At 58.9% G+C, this 18,818-nt stretch carries 19 protein-coding genes and 1 tRNA gene; 8 read left to right on the top strand and 12 right to left on the bottom strand.

The genetic code is table 11. The features are described 5' to 3' along the window. The first annotated feature begins 79 nt into the window (after positions 1-79). The 4 genes from QA644_RS07210 to sthA all read left to right on the top strand — a co-directional run bounded on the left by QA644_RS07210 (position 80) and on the right by sthA (position 3,656). Positions 80-631, top strand: coding sequence for a nuclear transport factor 2 family protein (locus tag QA644_RS07210; protein ID WP_283071668.1), 552 nt, complete (start codon positions 80-82; stop codon positions 629-631). A gap of 134 nt (positions 632-765) precedes the next feature. Next, positions 766-1,116 carry an Atu4866 domain-containing protein gene (locus QA644_RS07205; protein WP_283071666.1) on the top strand — a complete coding sequence of 117 codons (351 nt, stop codon included), beginning with the start codon at positions 766-768 and terminating at the stop codon, positions 1,114-1,116. Between the two features lie 455 nt (positions 1,117-1,571). Next, positions 1,572-2,147 carry a dual specificity protein phosphatase family protein gene (locus QA644_RS07200; RefSeq protein WP_074067828.1) on the top strand — a complete coding sequence of 192 codons (576 nt, stop codon included), beginning with the start codon at positions 1,572-1,574 and terminating at the stop codon, positions 2,145-2,147. A gap of 102 nt (positions 2,148-2,249) precedes the next feature. Then, complete coding sequence (gene sthA / locus QA644_RS07195) at positions 2,250-3,656, top strand: Si-specific NAD(P)(+) transhydrogenase (RefSeq protein ID WP_283071664.1); 1,407 nt, start codon at positions 2,250-2,252, stop codon at positions 3,654-3,656. 112 nt (positions 3,657-3,768) lie between these two features. Here the strand turns inward: sthA and tig are convergent, their stop codons facing one another. The 4 genes from tig to QA644_RS07175 all read right to left on the bottom strand — a co-directional run bounded on the left by tig (position 3,769) and on the right by QA644_RS07175 (position 7,365). Continuing rightward, positions 3,769-5,250 carry a trigger factor gene (gene tig / locus QA644_RS07190; RefSeq protein WP_283071662.1) on the bottom strand — a complete coding sequence of 494 codons (1,482 nt, stop codon included), beginning with the start codon at positions 5,248-5,250 and terminating at the stop codon, positions 3,769-3,771. Positions 5,251-5,435: 185 nt separating this feature from the next. Next, positions 5,436-5,520 (bottom strand) — tRNA-Leu (locus QA644_RS07185). A gap of 154 nt (positions 5,521-5,674) precedes the next feature. Continuing rightward, positions 5,675-6,265: a GDYXXLXY domain-containing protein gene (locus QA644_RS07180; protein ID WP_194729585.1), complete on the bottom strand. Its 591-nt coding sequence runs from the start codon at positions 6,263-6,265 to the stop codon at positions 5,675-5,677. After that, the gene (locus QA644_RS07175) at positions 6,262-7,365 is read right to left on the bottom strand and encodes a DUF2157 domain-containing protein (RefSeq protein WP_283071660.1); all 1,104 of its coding nucleotides are present in this window, start codon (positions 7,363-7,365) and stop codon (positions 6,262-6,264) included. The genes QA644_RS07180 and QA644_RS07175 overlap by 4 nt, the downstream gene beginning before the upstream one ends. Positions 7,366-8,216: 851 nt before the next feature. On the opposite strand from QA644_RS07175, the gene QA644_RS07170 reads away from it, so the two are divergent. Then, complete coding sequence (locus QA644_RS07170) at positions 8,217-8,363, top strand: DUF1127 domain-containing protein (protein ID WP_239598976.1); 147 nt, start codon at positions 8,217-8,219, stop codon at positions 8,361-8,363. On the opposite strand, the gene QA644_RS07165 is transcribed toward QA644_RS07170, so the two are convergent. Continuing rightward, complete coding sequence (locus QA644_RS07165) at positions 8,360-8,500, bottom strand: hypothetical protein (RefSeq protein WP_283071658.1); 141 nt, start codon at positions 8,498-8,500, stop codon at positions 8,360-8,362. The two genes, QA644_RS07170 and QA644_RS07165, sit on opposite strands and share 4 nt — an antisense overlap. A 160-nt stretch (positions 8,501-8,660) precedes the next feature. Between QA644_RS07165 and QA644_RS07160 the strand changes: the two genes are divergently transcribed. Beyond that, positions 8,661-8,804 (top strand): DUF1127 domain-containing protein, encoded by a 144-nt coding sequence (locus QA644_RS07160; RefSeq protein ID WP_074061123.1) that lies wholly within the window; start codon positions 8,661-8,663, stop codon positions 8,802-8,804. 157 nt (positions 8,805-8,961) lie between these two features. Here QA644_RS07160 and QA644_RS07155 read toward each other — a convergent pair whose 3' ends face one another. The 6 genes from QA644_RS07155 to QA644_RS07130 form a co-directional block, all read right to left on the bottom strand. Then, positions 8,962-9,927 (bottom strand): squalene cyclase, encoded by a 966-nt coding sequence (locus tag QA644_RS07155; protein WP_283072345.1) that lies wholly within the window; start codon positions 9,925-9,927, stop codon positions 8,962-8,964. Between the two features lie 126 nt (positions 9,928-10,053). Then, the gene (locus tag QA644_RS07150; RefSeq protein ID WP_283071655.1) at positions 10,054-11,019 is read right to left on the bottom strand and encodes a glycosyl hydrolase; all 966 of its coding nucleotides are present in this window, start codon (positions 11,017-11,019) and stop codon (positions 10,054-10,056) included. A gap of 12 nt (positions 11,020-11,031) precedes the next feature. Beyond that, the gene (locus tag QA644_RS07145; protein ID WP_092587260.1) at positions 11,032-11,538 is read right to left on the bottom strand and encodes a DUF995 domain-containing protein; all 507 of its coding nucleotides are present in this window, start codon (positions 11,536-11,538) and stop codon (positions 11,032-11,034) included. A gap of 46 nt (positions 11,539-11,584) precedes the next feature. Next, on the bottom strand, positions 11,585-13,474 hold the full coding sequence (locus tag QA644_RS07140) for a glycosyltransferase family 2 protein (RefSeq protein WP_283071653.1): 1,890 nt from the start codon (positions 13,472-13,474) through the stop codon (positions 11,585-11,587). Beyond that, positions 13,471-14,454, bottom strand: coding sequence for a UDP-glucose 4-epimerase GalE (galE, locus tag QA644_RS07135; RefSeq protein WP_074067814.1), 984 nt, complete (start codon positions 14,452-14,454; stop codon positions 13,471-13,473). Before galE ends, QA644_RS07140 begins: the two co-directional genes overlap by 4 nt. Position 14,455: 1 nt before the next feature. Continuing rightward, complete coding sequence (locus QA644_RS07130) at positions 14,456-15,475, bottom strand: UDP-glucuronic acid decarboxylase family protein (protein ID WP_283071651.1); 1,020 nt, start codon at positions 15,473-15,475, stop codon at positions 14,456-14,458. A gap of 370 nt (positions 15,476-15,845) precedes the next feature. Here QA644_RS07130 and QA644_RS07125 point away from each other — a divergent pair, with 370 nt between their 5' ends. After that, positions 15,846-16,172, top strand: a complete 327-nt coding sequence (locus tag QA644_RS07125) for a hypothetical protein (protein ID WP_156886407.1) — start codon at positions 15,846-15,848, stop codon at positions 16,170-16,172. 13 nt (positions 16,173-16,185) lie between these two features. Here the strand turns inward: QA644_RS07125 and QA644_RS07120 are convergent, their stop codons facing one another. Beyond that, positions 16,186-16,953 (bottom strand): response regulator transcription factor, encoded by a 768-nt coding sequence (locus tag QA644_RS07120; protein WP_283071649.1) that lies wholly within the window; start codon positions 16,951-16,953, stop codon positions 16,186-16,188. 868 nt (positions 16,954-17,821) lie between these two features. Here QA644_RS07120 and QA644_RS07115 point away from each other — a divergent pair. Beyond that, positions 17,822-18,805: an MSCRAMM family adhesin SdrC gene (locus QA644_RS07115; protein ID WP_239598990.1), complete on the top strand. Its 984-nt coding sequence runs from the start codon at positions 17,822-17,824 to the stop codon at positions 18,803-18,805. The last annotated feature ends 13 nt before the right edge of the window (positions 18,806-18,818 follow it).

Genomic DNA, 18,818 nt, shown 5'->3' with positions numbered 1-18,818 from the left:
TCAGACGAAGAAGACCAACATGCGTGAAGGCGGTTGCCCAGACAGCGGCCTTTCAGCAACCCAAGAAAGGAATGATTCCATGACCCTTTCCTCACTGACCGATCGCCTCACCGCCGCGGGCCGCAAACTGCTGGTCGCCTCAGCATTCTTGGCCAGCATCGGACCGGCGCATGCCGAGACCAGCGCGCCGGACGCCCGTGTCGAGATCCAGGAGACCAATATCGAGAGGCAGAACAAGGCCATCGTGCGCAAGGCGTTTGAGAAATGGCGTGCAGGCGGTTCCGTCTTTGCAGAGCTTCTCGCGCCCGACGTCGTCTGGACAATCCATGGCTCCGGCCCCGTAGCCGGCACCTACCGTAGTCTCCAGGATTTCGTCGAGCGAGCCTCTGCCCCCCTGGTCAGCCGTCTCACGACCCCTGTGTTGCCGGAGGTGCATGACATCATGGCCGATGGAGACATGGTCATCATCCGCTTCGACGGCACGGCCACGACAACCTCGGGAGCACCTTATCGCAATCAGTTCGTTTGGATATTCCGGATGAAGGACGGCTCTGTCGTCGAGGCCGAGGCCTTTCTGGATCTCGTCGCCTACCAGCAGGTTGTCGAGAACAACGAGCCGCGTGCGCAATAGCCGGCGGTCATGAGTTCGCCTGTGGGCCGGCCTCTGGCATCGTCAGCCGCCAAGACAGCCGGACCCCAGGCCCATGCAGAACCTAATTCGGCTCCGGCAGCCAAGATATAAAATAAATGTTTAGGAGCCCGATCATGCGGCATGCATTTGCAATCGTGTTGACCGCCACACTCTTGAGTGAATCCGTACAAGCCGAGGAATCCAAATTGCAGGCTAGCCATCCGTATACCGGCATGTGGGTGACCGACGACGGCCATGTCCGCCACGAACTCCTGCCGAGCGGGCGTTATGTCGAAGCACGCGGCAAACGCGAACGCGCCTATGAAGGGCGTTACGAAGTGACCGGCACACATATCGAATATTGGGACGACACCGGCTTCACCGCCGATGGCGACTTCGTCGACGCAAATACCTTGCACCACGGCGGTATGGTTTTGCGCCGCCTTACGGATCGTATCGCAGACCCCTCCGTCTCGAAACGATAGTGGCGCAGCACCGATCTGGTTTTGGTACGATCTTCCGCGCCGCGGTCGAAGGGCGTCTTCCTTCACATCGGCGATGCTGCGTCGCAGAAGAAGAGTTGTCGTACGCCATCTCAGCAGGTCCCATCGTCCCACACCCTTTTGGTGCGAGGGAACTGATTGAAGACTGAAGGGCGCGGCAGCGCGGGACCCGAGCTTCTTCGCCTCGAAAGCGTGCGAACAGCTGGGCGCACGTTGTCGCTGCCATCCTTGACAAGGTCAAAAATTTTTGCCGAACAGAAGCCAATCCCAGCAGAAGTTCTTGAATAACCACGACCACATCATTATCGGCAAGGACGGGCCTGCCGCCAATCGAGGGGCAGACGCTTAAAAAGCGCCACCATTCAGGTGTCTGTCAGCTTCGGGTCGCAATGAGCGCATGCTGCCTCGCAGGTAGCGTTCCGGGGCAGAGGCATTCGATGACGATAAAATTCCTGCCACGCTACGGGAAGGCAGCGCTAAGGCTCTTCGGCCTATTCCTGCTCACCGCAGGCGGCTATTTCCTTTATCTGCAGGCAACGGACAATTTCGCAACGGTCGTTGCCGGCGAAGTCTACCGTTCGTCGCAGCCGTCCGCCCAATCAATCACAGAGCTTGAAAAACAGTATGGCATCAGGACGATCCTCAACCTCAGGGGTGAAGCCGACAGCTCCAAATGGTACGCCGACGAGGTTCAGCAGGCGAAAGCATTGAACATCGTCCATATCAACTTCAAAATGTCCGCCGGAAGGGAACTGAGCCCGGAACAGGCCAAGGACCTCATCGCCATCATGCGGGACGCGCCGAAACCGCTGCTGATCCATTGCCGCGCCGGTGCCGATCGCACCGGGCTTGCCTCCGCTCTCTATCTGGCCGCCGTCGCCGGCAAGGACGAAGAGGCTGCCGAGGGCCAGTTGTCGCTTCTCTACGGGCACCTGCCCTTCCCGTTCAGCCGCGCTTTCGCGATGGATCGCACGTTCGAGAAATTGGAGACCTTCGTTTTCGGCAATTCCTGACAGTAGCCGAAAGACAATCTGTAACATTGACCAGCTACCCGTGGATGAGCGACATTTTGCGTCGCAATATATGATTCCAAATTCCAATTCCGGGGCCGAGCCATGTTTCAGTACGATCTTGTTGTTGTGGGCAGCGGTCCGGCGGGACGCCGAGGCGCCATCCAGGCTGCGAAGCTCGGCAAGAAGGTCCTGGTCATCGAACAGGGCAAGCGTGTCGGCGGTGTTTCGGTTCATACCGGCACCATCCCTTCCAAGACGCTGCGGGAGACGGCTCTCAATCTCTCCGGCTGGCGCGAGCGCGGCTTCTACGGCCGTGCCTATCGCGTCAAGGAAGAGATCAGCGCCGAGGATCTGCGCCGCCGCCTCTTGATCACGCTCGACCACGAGGTCGAAGTGCTCGAGCACCAGTTCGCCCGCAACCGCGTCCAGCATATCCGCGGCAGGGCAAGCTTCGTTGATCCCTCGACGCTGCAGGTGATCAAGGATGACGGGGAGACCATGCAGGTCAGCTGCGCCAGCGTCCTGCTTGCCGTCGGCACCAAGCCATTCCGCCCGGACTACATCCCCTTCGACGGCAAGAGCGTGATCGACAGCGACGAACTGCTCGATATCAAGGAACTGCCGCGTTCGATGGTCGTCATCGGCGCAGGCGTTATCGGCATCGAATATGCGACAATCTTCAGCGCCCTCGATACGGCCGTGACCCTGCTCGATCCCAAGTCGACCATGCTCGATTTCATTGACAAGGAGATCGTTGAGGATTTCACCTACCAGCTCCGCGACCGCAACATGAAATTGCTGCTCGGCCAGAAGGCGGACAAGGTGGAGACGCTCGACAACGGCAAAGTCGCGCTGACGCTCGACAACGGTCGCCACCTGACGACAGACATGGTGCTTTTTGCCGCCGGACGCATGGGGGCGACGGACGCGCTCAACCTTGCCGCCGCAGGCCTCGAGGCAGACAGCCGCGGCCGACTGAAGGTCAATCCGGAAACCTTCCAGACCTCGGTGCCGAACATCTATGCCGCCGGCGACGTCATCGGCTTTCCGAGCCTCGCCTCGACCTCGATGGAGCAGGGCCGCATCGCCGCCCGCGTCGCCATCGGCGCGATCGCCAAGGAGCCTCCGAAATACTTTCCTTACGGCATCTATGCCGTGCCGGAGATTTCCACCTGCGGCCTTTCGGAAGAAGAGGTCAAGGAGCGCGGCATTCCCTACGAATGCGGCATCGCCCGGTTCCGCGAGACCTCGCGCGGTCACATCATGGGCCTCGAAACCGGTCTCCTGAAGATGATCTTTTCACTGAAGACACGCCGTCTGCTCGGCGTTCACATTGTCGGCGAAGGGGCGACCGAACTCGTGCATATCGGCCAGGCGGTGCTCAACCTCAAGGGCACCGTCGAGTATTTCGTCGAGAATACCTTCAACTATCCGACGCTTGCGGAAGCCTACAAAATCGCCGGCCTCGACGCCTGGAACCGCATGGGCGACATCAAGTCGGAACTCTGAGCCGCCCGCCTCATTCGGCCAGCGCTGCCCAGCACAGCTCTCGCATTGCCGCCCAAAGAAAAGGCCCCGCCGAACCCGGCAGGGCCTTAAATTTCAGTCCTTAAAGAACCGATTACTCGGCGTCGCCTTCGGAGGCCTTCTTCTTCGGAGCGGCCTTCTTTTTGGGAGCAGCGGCCTCTTCGCCTTCGGAAGCTTCAGCCTTTGCGGCTGCTTTTTTCTTCGGCGCGGCCTTCTTGGTTTCCTTGGCTGAACCTTCGCCTTCTTCGTCGGCGAGCAGCTCTTCCTTGGTGACCTTCTTGTCCGTGACGTCGATCTCGGTCAGCAGATGATCGATGACCTTTTCCTCAAAGATCGGCGCGCGGATCGAAGCGGCGGCGCCCGGCTGGCTGCGGAAGAACTCGAGGATCTGCTTCTCCTGGCCCGGATACTGGCGCAGCTGCTCGTAGATCGCGCGCTGCATTTCGTCTTCACTCACTTCGACACCGGCCTTTTCGCCGATTTCGGAGAGGACGAGGCCGAGGCGGACGCGGCGTTCGGCGAGTGTCTTGTATTCTTCCTTGGCCTTCTCTTCCGTCGTGTCTTCGTCTTCGAACGTCTTGCCGGACTGAGCGAGATCGTTGTTCACCTGGCTCCAGATGCCGTTATATTCGGCTTCGACGAGCGACTTCGGGGTCTCGAATTTGTACATCTCGTCGAGCTGGTCGAGGATCTGGCGCTTGACCTTCTGGCGGGTCAGCGAGCCATACTGCGACTCGATCTGGCCGCGGACGATTTCCTTCAGGCGATCGGCGGATTCGAGGCCGAGCTTCTTTGCCAGCTCGTCATTGATTTCCACGTCGGCCGGAGCAGCAACTTCCTTGACGGTGACGTCGAAGGTGGCTTCCTTGCCGGCCAGGTTCTTTGCCGGATAGTCGGCCGGGAAGGTCACAGTGATGGTCTTCTCGTCGCCAGCCTTGACGCCGACGAGCTGGTCTTCGAAACCCGGGATGAAGCGGCCTGAGCCGAGGACGAGTTCAGCACCCTGATCGGTGCCGCCTTCGAAGGCTTCACCGTCGACCTTGCCGACGTAATCCATCGTGACGCGGTCGTCATTGGCAGCCTTGCCCTTCTTGGTTTCGTAAGAACGGGCGCTTTCGGCAACCTTGAGAACCTGCTCGTTGACTTCTTCGTCAGAAATATCAACAACTTCGCGAGTGATCTTGATGCCCTCGGCGGACTTCAGTTCGATCGGCGGCAGAACTTCGTAGGAGAGCGTAAATTCGAAGTCCTGCTCAGCGGCGAGGATCTTGTCCGCTTCGTCCTTGTCTTCCGTCATTGCGATTTCCGGCTGCGTGGCGGACTTCTCGCCACGGCTGGAAAGGATCTGGGTCGGCTGCTCGCGAACGATCTCATTGACGAGATCGGCCATGATCGACTTGCCGTAGACCTTCTTGAGGTGGGCGACCGGGACCTTGCCCGGACGGAAACCATTGATGCGCACCTTGTCCTTTACGTCGGCAAGGCGCTCGTTCATCTTGTTTTCCATGTCCTTGGCCGGGATAACGACCTTGATTTCGCGCTTCAGCCCTTCAGCGAGCGTTTCGATAACCTGCATGTCTTCCTACCTTCATTTCGTGGCGGCCGTGCCCAGACGCCGTTCGTTTCGATGAGCACGACGCCGGAAAATTGCCGCGCGTGGCTTTTGTCAGATTCCAATGCATCCCACCCAAGGGGGGACGGCGCCATCCTGCCGGGTAATTGGGGCGACCTATCCCGGTCCTCCCACCTGCAAGCCAGCTTTGGTGCGGGTAGAGAGACTTGAACTCCCACGCCTTGCGGCACCAGAACCTAAATCTGGCGTGTCTACCAATTTCACCATACCCGCGTTCGCAAAACCGCAATGCATTTGCCTGCACATGAGGCCTTCCGGAGCGCGGCGTCTCTATATCACCCGATTTGGTGGAGGCAAAGGAAAAATGAAGGCCAAATGACAGGGATTTTTTGGGCTGCAAGGCCCCTCTCCTGGCATTTCGCCAAAGTCAGTAAAGCGGCTCCTCATAGGCGGGCTTGCCGTCTACGAGCAAGCTGCGGATCTGAGCCGTGCCATCGCTTGAAATACGCGCAGCAATCGAAACGCTGCCGTCCTGCCGGGCCTCCTCCAGCGGCTTGCCTTGGCCTTCCGGCACATAATAGCGTTCGATCCCGTATTCGGCGCGGATCGTGTCGGCCGTGCGCACACCGTAGCTGTAAAATGGACGGCTCTTGAGCACGGCGCTTTCCGCTGCCTCGGGGAGCGGCTGGAACGACGATTCGGCGATTGCCCAAAAGCCGTCCGGCTGCTTTTTCAAGCGGACCCAGAGCGTCTGCTCGCCCGGTACGGTGGGCAGTTCGCCGACCACCGTCTGTGCCGGAACCGACGAAATCTCGTAATTCAGCACGACGTAGTCGCCACGCAGGAAATCACGTGGATCGACAGGTGTCGTCTTCAGCAGGACTTCGGTGCCGCTACGCAGGATCGCCGCGCGGCTTTCGATTATGTATCCCAGAATGATGGTCTGGAGGGCGGCAGCAATGACCGCCGCAATCAGGTAAGCCCTGCCCGATTGACGTTTTGAAGACAACGCATTCATTCCGTCACCTCCGTCGACCTTGCACCGAAACGTCTCTCGAGGCGGATCACCACCCAGGCGACGATCGCCACCAGCAGACCGGACAGAAGAAAGAGGCTCGACGTTCCGAGGATCGAACCGACTGTGACGGAAGCAAGATAGAAAACCTCGGCGGCAAAGGTGGCGTAGGCAAGATAGCGCACGGCGCCGTTGTCTCGGCCCTGCAGCGCGATCGCAAGCACGGCCATTGCGAGCGTTGCCATGCCGACCACAACAAGCGGCCAGCCTTCATCGTGCTCTATGTTGAGCAACAGCAATCCGACTGCCGCCACCAAGAATGCGTAAAAGGCCGGCGCAGCACCCGCAGTCCTTATGAATGCAAGGCCACGCAGCGGCGGCAGGCTGACGGCCACGAACGCGGCCATGCCGCAAAGCACGAAGGCGAACGCCATCCGGATATCTTCATGCAAGGTGTAGAGCCATGCAAGCCAGCCCACAGCAAGCAGATAGGCAAGATGCCGTGCACGATCGGCGCCGGTAAAGCGCACCAGTGCGACAATGACCACGGCCATGACGGGCGGCGCCCAGGGATCGAAGCCCACCCAACGCGCGCCGTAGTCCGTCAGATAGACAGCGAATGAGGCCCAGGACAGAAAGCCGGCTATGGCAGTCACGGCACCTGAGCGGAAGAGCGCGGCAGACACGGTCGCGACCGCGAACCAGAGATACATGACAGTCTGCTCGTCACCCGACAGATGATACATCTGGCCGATGAGGGAGATCGCGCCGCCGAAGCTCAGGGCACCGACGACGAGGAGGCCGCTCGCAACCGCCGAAGCCCCTCGGGCAAACAATAGTGCGGCGCCGAGATAAACAGCCCAGATCAGGGCGAGGATCGCGCCGACGCGGACCAGCCGCGGGATCGCCTCCCAGTTGGAGGCGATGAGCAGCAGGACTGCCGCCGCAAGCAAGACCGCGGCAAGCACCATCAGCACATTGCCGAGACTGAAACTTGCAGGCCGGCTGTCATATTCGACAAGCAGCAATTCCGCCATCGCCTCGGGCAGCAGACCCTTTTCCACCCAGAGCGACAGATCCCGCTCCAACCGACCCCGATACATGCCTGCCTCCGTGCCGATTCCAGCGGCTTTCCCATCAATCTTATAGACGGAGCAGCTTCTTTCGCAATCTCCCGAACCTATGCCGTTCAAGATACTTCACTGTGCGAACTTGGTACGGAATTAACCGGGCATTAACAGCAGCGAGCTAGTATAGAGTCGTTGCAGACAAGGCATGCATGAAACGCATGGCCACCATGAAAATATTGCACTGCAAAATAATCATTAGTCATACTATATTGACCATCAAGAAGCGCGGGTATGGCAGCCCGGCCCGGTTTACCGGATGCCAGCAGATGATGTCCGCAACGAAATTCGGAGCAGCGCACTCCTCCTCCCAGCGCCCTCCGATAGACTGACAACACTCCTCCTCCCAGTTGTCAGTCACCAACATGACGCCCACCGGATCCTCCCCCGGTGGGCGTTTTGGTTCGCGCGGCATAAAACGATTAGCCTGCCAGTTTGCAAGGATTTCGCCGAGACCCTCGCCAAGTCGTGAAACGCCGGCTCCGACGGTTTGGGAAACGCGCCGGCCCCTTGCCAATACCAAAACTGTGTCGAAGGGCGAGATGGTGGTGGTTCGAATATGAGAGCGGCCATAGCGGCCGGCTGACGGCGATTTGAGCAAATCGAGCTTAATGCATGCCCGCCAAAAAACATTCTGCCTATTCGTTGACCAGAAGGCGGCGGAATCACGTAATTTCCCGCCAGAGACTTGCGTCGAATGCATAGGTGGAATGAAATCTTGTCTCTGTTAGTTCTTCGCGGCGCAACATATATTCTGGTCATCAAACGCAAGCCAGCGCTGATGGGCAGCAGCTGGCAGATGGCAAGCCCTCGGAAAGGGGATTAAAATGAACTTCTCACGCTCGTTCAACAACTGGCGCAAGTACCGTCAGACGGTTACCGAACTCGGCCGCATGACCAACCGCGAATTGCACGACCTCGGCATCGACCGTTCGGACATCCATCGCGTTGCTCGCGAGGCTTCTGGCCGCTAATTCAAGGCGATCGGCGTCCTCCCAAGCTGATCTCCTCCTTCAAAACGCCCGGTGCCTTCGGCAACGGGCGTTTTCTTTTGTTCAAATTTAACTTTCGCAACAGTTGCAGCGAAAAACGCCTTCTCATTACCGCTCAAAAAATGGCTCCTGCGTATTTATCGTGCACCACATTGCACAAATGCATAGCAGATGCCTTTTCTTTGCACTGCACAATATGACCGGGATCCACTATATGAATGTCAACCGCAGAGACGGCGATGGCGCCGCCCGCGAGGCAACGTTCTAAGGAAGATGACAATGAACCCGATCCGCATTGCTAAGAGCTGGATTAGCTACCGCCGCACGCTCAATGAGCTGGGCAACCTTTCGAACCAGACGCTCTCCGACATCGGCATCAGCCGCTACGAGATCCGCAACATCGCATCCCGCTCGTTCCGCTGATCGCGGCAGGCGTGATACACCAAAAACGGCGCCGCTTTGGCGCCGTTTTCGTTTTAGGCCCTGTCAGCCCCAGGCTTTGCGCGCCAGCGAAACGAGCAGCCTCGATCTCTCACTTGGTGAAACGTTCGTGGGCCTGGTGGGAATATTTCCCGATCGGTTAACTCTCCCACCACCTAAGCACCCGCATCGCCCGGAGGGTCACCCATCGCGAGGGCTCGCCCTGCCCGTCGTCGACCTCGAACCACACCCGCCCCGTCAGGCTCCAGTCGAGGGGCCAGGTGCCGTTCCCCAGGCGTCTGGAACGGACGTGGCCGATAGCCTCGCCAAGTCGCGGGTCGGGATCGGCGCCGGTCAACATCGCAGAGAAGCGGAAATAGTCGAGCGCACGCAAGACGTCGTAGCGCCAACGGTTCGGATGCAGGAAGCGCAGAAACCGCTCGTCTGCCGGCTCACCCGTGCCGAGACGGCGGAAGAGGTTGCGCGCCAGGAGATACTCCTCGCCAGACTTACGAGCCTCTTGAGATTGACGCGTACCCCCCGTGGCTCTCTCGTACTCCAGGAGCCCTTCCAGCACGTTGATCGTGCTGGCGAATGACGAGCGGACCGAGCCGTTGAGCCTCTCACAGTTCCAGCCGCCGTCAGCGAGACGCTCGCCTACCAGCCTGTCGACAATGGACGAGACGTCAACCCCAAAATAGGCGCCATCGGCAACGGTCCGGCCGTTGATGCACTCCTCGACTTCGCCCTCCCAGTAGGGCTGGCCGCCCTCATCCCAACGTGCGTTAGCGCCGATCAATTCGACAGTTCGTTTGGCCCGATCCGACGATGGATTGAGACCAAACTCCCGCAGCTGCGACAACGAAAAGGTCGTGGCCGTCCACGGCTGACCGTGCTCCTTCCACTCGCGAGAATCAAAATCGGCTGGGACGAAGGAGCCGCCCGCCCATTGCCCGTCCTCGTCCTGGTAGGAAAGAAGCCTGGCGCCCCAGCCCTCGGTCTCCACCTTCGTCCGCTCCGCCGCCCACTCCGGCTCCGGGGCGTCAATCAGGTCGCGCATCACCTGCCATCGGATCGATGGGTCGGAGTGGAGAAGCCAGTCGATCACCGAGCCAGAGTGTGTCATGCCGGGCGTGCCTATCAGCAGATCGGGGTCGATAGCTCGCTTATAATCCACTTCTGCTGGCCTGCGCCAGCCCGGTGCAGTCGTGAGAAACCGGGCTAGCCATCCACAGCTCTTGGTCGATGACGCCTAGTTCGTCTCGTCGCCCTTGATGACCCTCCAGTTGGGACGGCCGAGATTGAAGGGCCAGGCATGGACGTCGCGGTCGTTGAAATAGACGACTTCTTCCAGTTTCGGAAAATCGCTGTGCTTCAACGTGACGGTATCGATCCACGGCCGCATGTAGGCGTCTCTCCCTTCATAGCCCAGTTCGGCTACCCAGATGGGCTTGCCGTATCCCGAGACTCGGCGGTAGCCGTCCGTCAGCGCCTGGCGGAAGTCACGCGGACCGCCATAAGCGAGTGTGTCGTAGGGCTCCAGGCCGAAGACGGAGAGGCCAACGAGATCGACATAATCGTCACCCGGATAGTAGGCATCGAGTCCGTCCAGTCCCTTCGGCGACCACATCACTTCCACCCCAGGTGCCTCGGCACGCACGATATCCATCATCCGCCGGTATGCGGTGACATAGTCGCGCGGGTTCCAGCCAGCCCAGGAGAACCGGCTGTTCTGATCTTCCATTTCCTGCCCCCAGCGGACGATGACCGGGCTCTTGAGCCTTGTGATCATCTGGGCGATCGCACGCATGTTGACATCGTAATCGCCGCGTAGGACCTTCTGGCGCAGCTCATCGGAGGTCAGCCGCCAGTCGACATCCCATGACCAGGGTTCGACGGAAATCAGCAGGTTGCGTCCCCTCGCCTGCGCATAGGCGTCTGCCGCCTTCAGCGTTTCGAGATCGACGTCTTCCCACGGCAGGAACAGGTGTTCGGTCGCGACACCTTGCTGCGACGTGAAATCGCCGTGCGGGTCATAGGCGCCGAACTTGATGCCGTCCGCATGCAGAACGGGACGCTTGTCAACGATTGTCTGGTTCAAGGGTGCTGGAACTCCAGCTGCTTCCTGCGCCAGGCTAGGCGTTACGGGGTCAGCTGCGACCGACAGCAGCAGCGCGATCACGGTGGCCGAGACTATTCTTTCCCTTAGCTTCTTCATGGCTTTCTCCTCTTACCTGCGAGCCATCAGCTTCTGCCTGTAGGCATCCGCATTGGCGCTGACGGTGTCGGCCGGCACGAGCTTGAGATATTCATCGCCGGCGCGCGCTGAGGCGTGGCGGAAGATGTACCAATTGCCGTCGGGCTGGCGCTTCTGATAAATCACCCTGCCGATCTTGCGGTGACCGAAGCAGGTGCTGACGCGGGCCGGGCCCTGTTCGTTCGTCCAGGTGGCGCGCATGCACATCTGTCCGAGATCGTCGACGGCCCACCGGCCCTCGGCCACCCATTGTTTTCCGCCGTCGTTCGTCCAGGCGACGAAGCGGCGGCCTTCGTCCATGAAGCGGCCGCCGCCGGCGCCCCAGGTCCAGGTCTTGTCGCGATAGAGCTGGTAGAGTTCGTAGGCGCTGAGCGGCATCGGCGCTTTCTTCGCTTCGGCTCCCGCCGCCGCGCCCGGCAAGCAAAGTACCAGGCTAAGGACGGCAGCCGCCGCGCCATATGTTCTTGTTCCTATTCTCATTGCACCCTCCTTCAACCGAAGCGCACCCGCCGACATGGCTTTGACTCTACGCGCTCGGCTCCACTCTCTTTGATCCTGCGGCAGCCTGCTGCCGGAACCCATTCCACTTGAAGCGGAATTTGACGATCCGCGTCTTGCCGCCGCCGAGACCGGCGCCTGCGACTGCGAATTTTGCTTCCGTGAAACTGACGATGCCCTGGCCATGCGACAGCGCTTCGAGGCTGCTCAGGCCGTGCAGGCGGATTTCGCCGCTGCCGGCGACAAGAAGCGTCAGCGCGCTGGCCGCCACGAGCCTTAGACCGCGTGAGCGGGGCATAAACGGCAAGCCGTTCTCGCGTGCGTGGTGCGCGACGATCAGCATGGTCAGCGCGGCATAGATCACGGCGTTGATGCCGGCGAAGATATAAAAGCCGCGGGCAGCGCCTTCGGCAGGTGCCAGCACCATCGCGGCAAGGGAAATACCCGCCAGCAGCACATAGGGAAGCAGAACGACCGGCGGCAGCGTCCTCTGCGCTTGCGTGCCCTTTGGCGTGATGCGGAAATCGACAAAGGAGCCGGTGACGTGATCGCGCAGCGCAGCCAGGCTTCCGGCAAGCGACCACGGCCAGCGTAGGAGAACGAAGGCAATGCCTTCCCAGCCGAAAAGCTTGGCGTCATATGGCCGGAACGTTGCGCTGTGCCTCCAGAAGAGAGCAAGCGCAATCAGCACAAGAGACAGCGGCGAGAAATGCAGCAGGAAGTCCGGATAGGTGACGCCGACGAAGACGTGACCTGTCAGCAAGGCCAAGACCGGCAAGGCGAACATTAGCGCCATGAACGCCGAAAACAGCGGATACCAGATCTGCGAAAACAGGAACTGGAACTTCAGCTTCAGCGGCAGCTTCGGCACGTAAGTGCGCGAATATTGCAGCAGGATCGTCACCAGGCTCCGCGACCACTGGAATTCCTGGACGACGAGATCGGCAAACGTCGCCGGGCCGTCGCCATGGGCGATCGCATCGAGCGCATGCACGCCGCGCCATCCGCCGGCATTCATCATCAGCGTCGTCGAGTGATCTTCGGCAAGCTCCGGCCCGAGGCCGCCGATCTCACGCAACGCTGCGGTGCGCACGGCATAATGCGAGCCGATGCAGAGCGGCGCCCAGCCGCCATTGTAACCCGCCTGAAGCGAACCATGGAGGCTTGCCTCGGCATAGAGCCTGCCTCTTGCGGCCCAACTGTCGGCGGCATTCGCATCGCAGATGCTGGGAGCCGAGACATAGCCGACGCGTGGATCGGCGAAGGGCTTCATGACTTCCTGCAGATAGGTCGGCTCCGGTACGTGGTCGGCATCGAACTGCGCCACGAAATCATAGCGGTCATAACCGTAGCGATCATAAAAATAAGCAAGGTTGCCTTCCTTGCAGCGCGTCCGGCGCGGCCACTCAGTCCGGTGATAGGCGGCAACGCCCTTGCGCGTCGAAATAAAGATGCCGTGCCGGGCGCACCAGCGCTTCGTCTCTTCCGCCGGATCCTCGTCGGCGAGCCAGATATCGAACTCGACGCCTTTCTGATCCAGCATGGCGAGCAATGTCTTCCGCACCACCTCGAAGGGCTCGGAGGGCACCTTGGTGACCACCATGGCGATGCGGCCCAGGGGGACGGCTGCCGAAGGCTTCATCCGCTTCGCATTGACGAAGATGAAGATGAAATAGGCCGGGATCAGCGTGACCCAGGCAACGGTCGCCGTCGTCATGATGAATGCCGGCGTTGAGATCACATGGGCGGGCTGCAGCCACCATGTCCAGAAATAGGCAAGCGCGGCGAGCCAGCAGGCGACGCCGAACCAGTAGGCGGCGCGGCTCCAGCCTGCAAAGATGGGCTCGAGCGCGTCCTGCCTAGCAGCACGAGCCGCCGTCGACCTTCTCTGTCTGGTCACGAATGGCGCCACGTTCATGCGCGTACCTCCAGACCGAAGGTCGGGCTCGCCGTGCGGATGATCGTGTCGATGTCGGAGAACTGCGGCGTGAAGCCGAGAACCGCCCGCGCCCGTGCGGTATCGGCAAAAAGCACCGGCGGGTCGCCGGCACGGCGGATATCGTAGTGAACGGGAACCTCGTGTCCGGTGATGCGATGGATGGCGCTCAGTATCTCGCCGACGGAGGTGCCATGGCCGGAGCCGAGATTGACTCGCAGCGTTTCGCCGCCGCTTGCAAGGTAGTCGACGGCGGCAAGGTGGGCCTGCGCGAGATCGCTGACATGGATGTAATCGCGAACACAGGTGCCATCCTCGGTCTCGTAGTCATTGCCGAAAACCTCCAGGCACGGCAGACGGTGTGCAGCCGCCAGCAACGCCCGCGGGATGAGATGCGTTTCAGGTTCATGACGCTCGGCAAGATCGCCCTGCGGATCGGCGCCGGCGGCATTGAAATAACGCAGCGACACGAAACGAAGGCCATAGGCGGCGGCATAATCCTCCAGCGCCATTTCGAAGATCAGTTTCGTTCGTCCGTATGGATTGACGGGCAGCTGAACCATCTCCTCGCGGATCGGCAATGCCGCCGGAATGCCATAGGTCGCGCAGCTGCTCGAAAAGACGATGCGATCGACTTGCTGGTCCAGGCATGCTTCCAAAAGCGCAAGGCTGCCGGAAACATTGTTGCGATAGTACTTGCGCGGGTCTGCGACCGACTCGCCGACATAGGCATTCGCCGCGCAATGGATGACGCATACCGGCTCGAACCTACCGAGCGCCTTTTTCAGGGAGCCGACATCGGCGATGTCGGCATCGATCAACGGTCCCCAGCGAACGGCATCCTGATGGCCGGTCGAGAGATTGTCATATGCGACCGGCGTGAACCCCGCGCCGGCCAGCGCCTTGCAGATGTGGCTGCCGATGAAGCCGGCACCACCCGTGACGATGATGTAGGGAGACATCTCATACGGCCTCCGCTACCTTTGCCGCGGAAAGACGTGCCTCGAAATATTCGATCGTCTTTCCAAGGCCGGTTTCCAGCGCGACACGCGGCTGCCAGCCGAGTTTTGCCTGGGCCCGCGAGATATCCGGCCGCCGCTGTTTCGGGTCATCTGTGACCCGAGGCAGATGAACGATACGCGAGCGCGAGTTCGTCATCTCGCGGATCATCTCGGCGAGCTGGCGCACCGGGATTTCGGCCGGATTGCCGAGATTGATCGGCCCGGTGCATTTCTTCCTGGCGTTCGAGAAACGAAGGAACCCTTCGATCAGATCGTCGACATAGCAGAAGGAACGGGTCTGCGAGCCATCGCCATAAATGGTGATGTTCTTGTTCTGCAGCGCCTGGACGATGAAATTCGAGACCACGCGGCCGTCATCCGGACGCATGCGCGGCCCGTAGGTGTTGAATATCCGCCCGACCCGGATATCGACGCCGTAGGTTCGATGGTAGTCGAAGAACAGCGTCTCGGCACTGCGCTTGCCTTCGTCATAGCAGGCACGCGGACCGACCGGGTTGACGTTGCCGCAATAGCTCTCCCGCTGCGGGGTGTGCTCCGGATCGCCGTAGACCTCGGAGGTCGAGGACTGCACGATCGTCGCCCCGTTGCGCCGTGCGAGATCGAGCGCATTGACGGCGCCGAGCACATTGGTGAGCAAGGTTCCAACCGGATCGCGCTGATAATCCGGCGGAGAGGCCGGAGACGCGAAATTGAAAATCAGCGCCGCATCCACGTCAAAGGGACTGCGAACATCGTGCTCGATGATCCGAAAACGTGAAAATGGCCGGAGATGGTGGACGTTGGATCGGCGGCCGGTCGAGAAATTATCCAGACAGATGACTTCGTGGCCGCCCTTGAGAAGCCGCTCGCAAAGATGGGAGCCGAGGAATCCCGCGCCTCCGTTGACGAGCACTTTCTTCGGTGTCCGGCCCGATAGATTATCATAACCGGAACATATTTCGTTGGGAACGAAACTACGCATTACAAACCCCTTCCCAATAGGACCAAGAACACTGATCCTTATTTTTTAATAGATCTCCTTCAGTCTCCAGAATTACTCCGAAGCAAAATAGATAAATACTTGAGCTATCCGAGTAGTTTTTGGCCTAACCCGCCAATTCAAGTCTATCTATGGTTGATGATATTAGGCTTTTATATTCCGTCAATATGAAAAGCGTGGGCTATTTCGAATTGATTACTCTTGTAATACAGTTGATATAAGCGTGTTTAATCATGCTTAACCATGTTGGATTTGATTATAGAATCGACAATGCAAGCTTCGCTCAACCAATACGTTCTAGACATGGGAGCGGAAGGCAGGCAAAAGGCTGCCTTGTTGAGGGGAACGAGCGATGCGGAACTTCGATTTCACCGGAATGCGGACGTCGGATGCCGTTCGCAGGACTGCGCTAGCTTTTGGGCTAATGCTCATCGCTGCAGGACCGATTTCATGTGCGGCCGTCGATGACGACCTGGCACTTGCGTCCAATGCAAAGCCGGCAAAAACCGTGGTTACCAAAGTGCCGCGCAGCAGCAAGGTCTACAGCTATGCGGTGGCGAGCAACAAAGCGACGCCAGTGAGCGCGGGGTCCAAGGTTTATTATGGGTCCGCGCCCTGGATCTGCACGCCGAGCGGGTTCGGCCAGAAGTCGCGCTGCTTCGCGCGACCGGCCACCTGACGACCCTGAGGGTCTAGTTTCGCCACCTGCCCGATGCGTTGCCGGCTTCATTGTTGAAGAAGCGTGAAGCGGCCTCAGTGCGGTTGCGGACATTCATCTTCTTATAGATGTTGCGTACGTGAACCTTCACTGTGTTTTCGGAAAGGTGCAGCTCATCGGCGATGATCTTGTTCTGCGTACCCTTGCAGATCAGATCCAGGATCTGGACTTCGCGGGTGGTGAGCGCGGAAAGATCGCCTTGGCGAAGCCTCAAAGTGCCGGCACCGGCTGCAGCAACCGACTTCGTGTCGTAAAGCGATTTTTCCGGCTGCGCGGCCGTGAGCCGGTTAAGCAGCGCCGAGGGGAAATGCTCGCCGCCCTTCATCAGAAGGTCGACCGCCGCCATGAACACGTCGAGGCGGAGATTGAGCGGCAGCACGCCATCGATGACCCGCGCTTCGACCAGCCGGTTTATATAGGGCTCCAGCATGTCGATCGCCTCGACGACGAGACCGATCGACGTCGACGGGTGGTTTTCCCGCACGACCTGAAGCGCCTCGTTCAGCTCGGGGCCCGCTATATGATAGAAGAGCACGAGCTTGGCGTCATTTGCGTCGTTTTCCAGCATGGCTTTTGAATAGCCCTTGCTCACCACTTCGCAGCCTGCGAATTTCTTCGCCAAAGCCTCTGCCAGGCATTCGGAGAACAAATCCGCATTTGCAATGACCAGTATTGTATCTCCGGCCGGGCCGAACTTTCGGCTTTGGTCGGCATCCCCCGTCTTTGACGCCGTCATGAACATTTACGCCTCCCCATAGCGTTACACGTTACAGATGCTTTGGGCGATAATGTGAAAACACCCAAAGAGGTGTGCCCTAAAAATTTCCGTCTTAGTTAGTTAGCCATTTCTTAATTATGGTAATATGAACAGATACGAAAATAAATGGCCCAAATGGGTTAGTTTTTGCAGATTTAAAGTGATATTTCCTATTGTTCCGGTTGTATCGGCGTAAGTACAGCTAACTTGTGGGCTATATGTTCCAATATTTTTGCCTCGAAATGGTATTTGTGTGCCAATATAAAAGACAGACTAATTTTGGTATTTTACCATCGCGGCAGCGAACTAAGAAGTTACTTATGAAAACGTTCTGGCCGCAAAACCAGCAAGCTGAACCTTCGGAACGCCAGGCCAGCGGCCTTGCGGCATCAGTATGCGAGGGCGCGACTGGATGCCCGAGTGCTTCGCTGGTCTATTTTCCATGATTACTTCCGGCTGCTTGCAGTAATTCCTGATTCGCTAGCCCGAATTGGTATCTATCAACATAATATTTTCTCGGCCACAGTCGCATCGTTGCCAAATGGCGACATGGGAGGCGTCGAATACCACCTAGTGTCTGCGGTATCGCGGCGCCTTAGCTGGGGTAAACTCAAAGAAATAAGTGCATCAAGTCTGCAATCTTACAATTGCGGATCAGGATACCTGCGCCTTTGTACTTAGTAACGCGCAGTTCAATGAGGGTTTGATCTACAAACCGGAACATCAAACGCAGGTGACAAGGTAGTGCTTACATCTGCCGATCTGTAACAGTATCGGAGCAAGCGCGAGCAAAATCCCGTTGAGATGAAAGGGATTTCGAAAGCTGCTCCGAATTTTTTTGGAGAAATGCGAAATGAGCTACAATTATCCGAATGGCGGCGATGAAACGAATGTCGGCGCACTTGCCGACGGCTTCGCCAATACTGCAATCAACGATACTGACGTAGATGACGGCTCCACTGGCTATGTCGGCGGTGTGGCAAACGGCGACAACCGCAACAACAGCGACAGCAGCGTCGATGTGGACGTGGACTCCAAGATCGATGTCGATGCCAACAACGGCGACAACCGCGACAACTCATACGACTGGAGCTACGACAGCAAGTCGTACAGCGACAACGACAACATCACCAACACCAAGACGACCACTATCACCGATACGGACGTCAAGACCGACTATGACTGGAGCTACGACAGCAAGTCGTACAGCGACAACGACACGTTCACCAGCACCAAGACGGACACCGACATCAAGACCATTACCGATACCGATATCAAGACGATCACGGATACTGACACCGATATCAAGACGATCACCGATACCAACAGCCACAATACGACGACGACCGACAGCTTCAACAAGACGGACACAGACTTCGCCGTTCTTGAAGACGTCAAGGATTTCGACAACCTCGGGATCGCCGGCGGCAACCTCAATATCGGTGACAACTTCTCGTTCACGCTTGATGTCGACAACATCCTCAACGGCTCGCTCGGTGCTGGCGGCAACGGCTTCAGCGCTGTCCAGGCAAATCATCTTGCCGACCAGGACAGTGCCTGGAACATCAAGATGGATAACGAAGGGGCCCGCAACCATCTCGAAGCGGACGGCGGCAAGGCCTTCGGCTCGGAAGGCATCGACATCAGCGACGGCGGTTGGGATGGCGGCGCAGGCGACGACGTCACCGGCACGAGCACGGCAGACGCTTCGGCGATCATTGCCAATTCCGGCTTCCATCTGGAAGTCGTTCAGGGCGCCAACCTGCTCTCCAACACCTTCGACAGCAGCGTCGTAGGCGGCAACCTGGCGGGAGACGACGCAGACTCTGGAGCCTGACCTCCAACCAGTG

The sequence above is a fragment of the Rhizobium sp. CC1099 genome, assembly GCF_029714385.1.
Taxonomy (GTDB): domain Bacteria; phylum Pseudomonadota; class Alphaproteobacteria; order Rhizobiales; family Rhizobiaceae; genus Rhizobium.
The sequence above is the reverse complement of the archived record's forward strand: the minus strand, read 5'-3'. Positions and strand labels throughout refer to the sequence as shown.

Bases quoted from the DNA above. Each gene is read 5' to 3' on its own strand.
- QA644_RS07150 (WP_283071655.1), bottom strand. From the start codon at position 11,019: ATGAAGAAGCTAAGGGAAAGAATAGTCTCGGCCACCGTGATCGCGCTG.
- QA644_RS07180 (WP_194729585.1), bottom strand. From the start codon at position 6,265: ATGAATGCGTTGTCTTCAAAACGTCAATCGGGCAGGGCTTACCTGATT.
- QA644_RS07115 (WP_239598990.1), top strand. From the start codon at position 17,822: ATGAGCTACAATTATCCGAATGGCGGCGATGAAACGAATGTCGGCGCA.
- QA644_RS07120 (WP_283071649.1), bottom strand. From the start codon at position 16,953: ATGTTCATGACGGCGTCAAAGACGGGGGATGCCGACCAAAGCCGAAAG.
- QA644_RS07170 (WP_239598976.1), top strand. From the start codon at position 8,217: ATGAACTTCTCACGCTCGTTCAACAACTGGCGCAAGTACCGTCAGACG.
- QA644_RS07125 (WP_156886407.1), top strand. From the start codon at position 15,846: ATGCGGAACTTCGATTTCACCGGAATGCGGACGTCGGATGCCGTTCGC.
- QA644_RS07175 (WP_283071660.1), bottom strand. From the start codon at position 7,365: ATGTATCGGGGTCGGTTGGAGCGGGATCTGTCGCTCTGGGTGGAAAAG.
- QA644_RS07160 (WP_074061123.1), top strand. From the start codon at position 8,661: ATGAACCCGATCCGCATTGCTAAGAGCTGGATTAGCTACCGCCGCACG.
- galE (WP_074067814.1), bottom strand. From the start codon at position 14,454: ATGTCTCCCTACATCATCGTCACGGGTGGTGCCGGCTTCATCGGCAGC.
- QA644_RS07200 (WP_074067828.1), top strand. From the start codon at position 1,572: ATGACGATAAAATTCCTGCCACGCTACGGGAAGGCAGCGCTAAGGCTC.
- QA644_RS07155 (WP_283072345.1), bottom strand. From the start codon at position 9,927: ATGACACACTCTGGCTCGGTGATCGACTGGCTTCTCCACTCCGACCCA.
- QA644_RS07140 (WP_283071653.1), bottom strand. From the start codon at position 13,474: ATGAACGTGGCGCCATTCGTGACCAGACAGAGAAGGTCGACGGCGGCT.
- QA644_RS07130 (WP_283071651.1), bottom strand. From the start codon at position 15,475: ATGCGTAGTTTCGTTCCCAACGAAATATGTTCCGGTTATGATAATCTA.
- QA644_RS07205 (WP_283071666.1), top strand. From the start codon at position 766: ATGCGGCATGCATTTGCAATCGTGTTGACCGCCACACTCTTGAGTGAA.
- QA644_RS07210 (WP_283071668.1), top strand. From the start codon at position 80: ATGACCCTTTCCTCACTGACCGATCGCCTCACCGCCGCGGGCCGCAAA.
- QA644_RS07145 (WP_092587260.1), bottom strand. From the start codon at position 11,538: ATGAGAATAGGAACAAGAACATATGGCGCGGCGGCTGCCGTCCTTAGC.
- sthA (WP_283071664.1), top strand. From the start codon at position 2,250: ATGTTTCAGTACGATCTTGTTGTTGTGGGCAGCGGTCCGGCGGGACGC.
- tig (WP_283071662.1), bottom strand. From the start codon at position 5,250: ATGCAGGTTATCGAAACGCTCGCTGAAGGGCTGAAGCGCGAAATCAAG.